General features: G+C 63.3%; 4 protein-coding genes and 1 pseudogene. 1 reads left to right on the top strand and 4 read right to left on the bottom strand.

The window, feature by feature from the left end; translation table 11 throughout:
* The 4 genes and pseudogenes from AC1DUU_RS23490 to AC1DUU_RS23475 form a co-directional block, all read right to left on the bottom strand.
* Positions 1 to 163: pseudogene (locus AC1DUU_RS23490) on the bottom strand (DNA-processing protein DprA); the annotation flags it as partial.
* Positions 160 to 771 carry a glycerol-3-phosphate 1-O-acyltransferase PlsY gene (gene plsY, locus AC1DUU_RS23485; RefSeq protein WP_476785793.1) on the bottom strand — a complete coding sequence of 204 codons (612 nt, stop codon included), beginning with the start codon at positions 769 to 771 and terminating at the stop codon, positions 160 to 162. The pseudogene AC1DUU_RS23490 and the gene plsY, both read right to left, overlap by 4 nt.
* Positions 772 to 799: 28 nt before the next feature.
* Positions 800 to 2,086 (bottom strand): dihydroorotase, encoded by a 1,287-nt coding sequence (locus AC1DUU_RS23480; protein ID WP_476785792.1) that lies wholly within the window; start codon positions 2,084 to 2,086, stop codon positions 800 to 802.
* Entirely contained in the window at positions 2,083 to 3,048 is a 966-nt protein-coding gene (locus AC1DUU_RS23475) for an aspartate carbamoyltransferase catalytic subunit (RefSeq protein WP_476785791.1), read from the bottom strand. The genes AC1DUU_RS23480 and AC1DUU_RS23475 overlap by 4 nt, the downstream gene beginning before the upstream one ends.
* A 184-nt stretch (positions 3,049 to 3,232) precedes the next feature.
* Between AC1DUU_RS23475 and AC1DUU_RS23470 the strand changes: the two genes are divergently transcribed.
* Positions 3,233 to 4,698: acyl-CoA dehydrogenase family protein (locus AC1DUU_RS23470; RefSeq protein WP_476785790.1), on the top strand; the 1,466-nt coding region annotated here is incomplete at its 3' end.

Genomic DNA, 4,698 nt, shown 5'->3' with positions numbered 1-4,698 from the left:
ACATCATGATCTCGGGCAGCATTTCGATTGCGGTTTCGGCGGARCCAAAACGGTCGATCAGCCCGCGAAAACTAGCCGGGCCGACATTTGGGGTGCGAATGAGGCGCAGCCAATGAAGCCGCTGCCGGTCGCTGAGATGCGGCCCGGCGGCGGGTTGGCTCATCCCTTTGACCCGATCCGCGATTCTGTGCCGGCAAGCAGCCGTGAGATGTTGGCGCGGTGCCGGAAGAAGACGATGACGCTCATCAACGCCAGCAGGCTCGCGGCCTTGGGCATGTCGATCATGTAGAGTGCGATCGGCACCGCAACGGCTGCGGCCAGTGCGGCGAGCGACGAATAGCGGCTGACGAAGGCGACCAGCAGCCAGGTCACGGCGAAGACCAGCGCGCCGGTCCCCGACAGGCCAAACAGCACGCCAAGATAGGTGGCGACGCCCTTGCCGCCCTTGAAGCCGAGCCAGACCGGATAGAGATGGCCAATGAACGCGCCAAAGCCTGCAGCGATGGCGGCATCGTGGCTCCAGTATGCTCCGACAACCACAGCTACGGTGCCCTTGAGCGCGTCGAGCAGCAGCGTTGCAGCTRCCAGTTTCTTGTTGCCTGTGCGCAGCACGTTGGTTGCGCCGATATTGCCAGAGCCGATCTTGCGCACGTCGCCGAGGCCGGCCGCGCGCGTCAGCAGCAAACCAAATGGAATCGAACCCAAGAGATAGCCGAACACGGCAGCGGCAATCAGGACATGCAGCGCCGTCGGAAAAATGTCATCCGGCATCAAGATACGTCTACTCCCCCGTGGCCCGTCAGGCCGAAAACACTGTGCGTCCAGCGACCAAGGTTTTCAAGACCTTGCCTTGCAGCCTGGCGCCTTCGAAGCAGGTGTTCTTGGAACGTGAGCGAATGTCGGCCTCTCGTACCACCCACGGCTCGTTGAGATCGACGAGCACCAAGTCGGCAATCGCGCCAGGCTTGAGCGTGCCGCCGGGCAGGCCGAACAGTTTTGCCGGTGCGGTCGAAAGCGCTTCGATGATGCGCAACAAAGGCACGTCATCATTGTGATGCAGGCGCAATGCCACGGCCAGCAGCGTCTCCAGTCCGATCGCGCCGACGGCGGCATCGGCGAAAGGCAGGCGCTTGGTGTCGACATCCTGCGGGTCATGCGAGGAGACGATCAAATCGATGGTGCCGTCCTTCAGCGCCTCGACCATGGCGATGCGGTCTTCCTCGGCACGCAAAGGCGGCGCCAGGCGGAAGAAGGTTCGATATTCGCCGACATCGTTTTCGTTGAGCGACAAGCTGTTGATCGAAACGCCCGAGGTGACCTTGGCCCCGTCAGCCTTGGCGCGCAAAACAGCGGCTGCCGCCATGGCGGTCGAAATCTTGGCGGCGTGGTAATTGCCACGCGTCAGACGGGCGAGCGCCAGATCTCGTTCGAGTGGAATGGTTTCGGCCTCGCGCGGAATGCCCGACAGCCCGAGCCAGCTGGCGTAGAGCCCTTCGTTCATCACGCCCGACGAGGCAAGGTCTGCGTCCTGCGTCTCATGCGCGATCACCGCGTCGAAGTCGCGTGCATAGGTCAGCGCCCGGCGCATCACCATCGAACTGGCGATCGTGTGGCGGCCGTCGGTGAAGGCGACGGCACCTGCTTCGCGCAGCAGGCCGAACTCGGCCATCTCGTGGCCTTCGAGCCCCTTGGTAATGGCCGCAGCCGGAAAGACGTTGACCGATGCGGTTTCCTTGGCGGTCCTGAGTACAAACTCTACCAGTGCGACATTGTCGATCACCGGGTCCGTGTCGGGCATCATCACGATGGATGTGACACCACCTGATGCAGCGGCGATGCTTGCCGAGGCAATCGTTTCGCGGTGCTCGCCACCTGGCTCGCCGATGAAGACACGGCCGTCGATCAGGCCAGGCACGATAGCCTTGCCAGCGCAGTCGATGACTTCTGCGCCGCTGGGAATGCCCTGGTTGAGTGCGTCGGCACCGGCCGCGACGATCCTTTTGCCATCGACGATGACCGAGCCGGTCTCATCAATGGCGCGCGAGGGGTCGACGATGCGGGCGCGCTGGAAAACCGTGATGCTCATGCGTTGTGTCCGTCGCGATTGCGGCGTGGGTCGAGCAGTGCTTCCATCACCGCCATGCGGACGGCGACGCCCATTTCCACCTGTTCCTGGATCACGCTTTGCGGACCGTCGGCAATTTCCGAGGCGATCTCGACACCGCGGTTCATCGGGCCCGGATGCATCACCATCGCGTCAGGCTTCGCGGCCTTCAGCTTTTCAGCATCGAGGCCGTAGTAGCGGAAATACTCGCGCACCGAAGGCACGAAGGCACCGGCCATGCGCTCGCGCTGCAAGCGCAGCATCATGACGACATCGGCGTCCTTGAGGCCGTCGGCCATCGACTGCGTCACCTCGACGCCCATCTGGGCAATGCCGGAAGGCAGCAGCGTCGAGGGCGCGACGACACGGACGCGCGCACCGAGCGCATTGAGCAACAGGATGTTGGAGCGTGCGACGCGCGAATGCAGGATGTCGCCGCAGATCGCCACCGTGAGGCGGGCAAGGCGGCCCTTGGCGCGGCGGATGGTGAGCGCGTCGAGCAGTGCCTGTGTCGGGTGTTCATGCGCGCCGTCGCCGGCATTGACCACCGAGCAGCCGACCTTCTGCGCAAGCAGGGCTGCGGCTCCCGCCGACTGGTGGCGGATAATCAATATGTCGGGCCGCATCGCGTTCAGCGTCATCGCCGTGTCGATCAGCGTCTCGCCCTTCTTCACGGAAGAGCTTGCCACCGACATGTTCATGACGTCGGCGCCGAGACGTTTTCCGGCGAGCTCGAAGGACGACTGCGTCCGCGTCGAGGCTTCGTAGAACAGATTGATCTGGGTTCTACCGCGCAGCGTCGACGTCTTTTTCTCCGATTGGCGCGAAATCGACACGGCCGCGTCGGCGCGGTCGAGCAATATTTCGATATCCAATGGGGAAAGGTCGCGGATGCCAAGAAGATGGCGGTGCGGGTAGGGCGGCAGGGACGAAAGGTCTGTCATCTCAAGGCGGTGCTATAGGCTGTGCTTAAGTGACCCGCAAGCCGGCATTTCAATGATGAAAGTTCTCCCACGGGATTTTCGTCGTTTCCAAGCTGGGCCATAAGCTATCGATAAGCATTTCAGTTATAAAGCCGGCCATGGCTGCGGATTCGTGCCCGTCGCCCACACCGATGAAGGACAAGGCGTGACGCAGGACGTGCCGAACCAGCCCCCTCCGCTGACGGGCAGCAATGCCTGGCGCGGCGATCCACTGCTGATCCAGATTGCAGAGAGCTTTTCCGAGCCGGTCCGCCGCGACCTGGACGGGCTGGGCCGTTTCGTTTTGAACCAGGAGGCGCAGGACCTTGCGCGGCTGGCCAACAGCGAGGTTCCGAAGCTCAAGACGCACGACCGTCAGGGCCGACGCATCGACCAGGTCGAGTTCCACCCAGCCTATCACGCGCTGATGCGGCGCTCGATAACAGGTGGGCTGCATTCTTCAGTGTGGGAAAACGGCGGGACCGAAACCGGACGCCGCCACCAGGTGCGTGCCGCACGCTTTTATCTTACGGCGCAGCTCGAATGCGGGCATCTGTGCCCCATCACCATGACCAACGCTTCGCTGGCCGCATTGATGGCGAGCCCAAAGCTGTTTCGCGAATGGGCGCCGCGCGTCACCACCCGCAAATATGATCAGGCGCAAAAGCCGCCGATCGAAAAGGCTGGACTGACGCTCGGCATGGGCATGACCGAAAAGCAGGGCGGCWCCGATGTGCGCGCCAACACGACCAAGGCTGAGCGCGCCGGGGGCAGTTTTTACCGGCTCAGYGGCCACAAATGGTTCATGTCGGCACCGATGTCCGACGCTTTCCTGATGCTGGCGCAGGCACAGGAAGGGCTTACCTGTTTCCTCGTTCCGCGCATCCTCAGCGACGGTACGGCCAACGGGCTGGAATTCCAGCGCCTCAAGGACAAGCTCGGCAACCGCTCGAATGCTTCCGCCGAGGTCGAAGTCCAGGGCGCCATCGGCGATCTGGTCGGCGAGCCCGGCGGCGGCATCAAGACCATCATGGACATGGTGACGCTGACGCGGCTCGACTGCGCGGTTGCCTCGTCGGCTCTCATGCGAGCGGGGCTCGCGGAAGCTGTCCACCACACGCGCCATCGCCAGGTGTTCGGCGCCAATCTGGTCGACCAACCTTTGATGCAGCGCGTGCTTGCGGACATGGCGCTCGATGTGGCTGGCGCGACCGCGCTTGCCTTCAGGTTGGCGCGCTCCTTCGACGAAGCTGCTTCCGATCGGGGCGAGGCGGCCTTTGCGCGCGCCATGACGCCGGTGGTCAAATACTGGGTTTGCAAGATTGCACCGGGTCTTCTTTATGAAGCGATGGAGTGCCTCGGCGGCAACGGCTATGTCGAGGAAGCGCCACTGGCGCGCTACTACCGCGAGGCGCCGGTCAACGCGATCTGGGAAGGCTCAGGCAATGTCATGGCGCTCGACGTGCTGCGCGTGCTGGAGCGTGCGCCAGGCCTGTTCGAGGATGTCCTTGCCGGCATCGAACGTGACCTCGGCGCGGGTGGGCGCAGCATATCAGGCGTTCTCAGGGCCGCCATGCAGGTTGCGAAGTCCGACGAAGGCTCGGCACGCATTCTCACCGAACAGCTCGCCAT

The organism is Aminobacter sp. P4_H6_2 (assembly GCF_056400805.1).
Note: the sequence above shows the minus strand (reverse complement) of the source record. Positions and strands in the feature narration are given on the sequence as shown.

Bases quoted from the DNA above. Each gene is read 5' to 3' on its own strand.
- AC1DUU_RS23475 (WP_476785791.1), bottom strand. From the start codon at position 3,048: ATGACAGACCTTTCGTCCCTGCCGCCCTACCCGCACCGCCATCTTCTT.
- AC1DUU_RS23480 (WP_476785792.1), bottom strand. From the start codon at position 2,086: ATGAGCATCACGGTTTTCCAGCGCGCCCGCATCGTCGACCCCTCGCGC.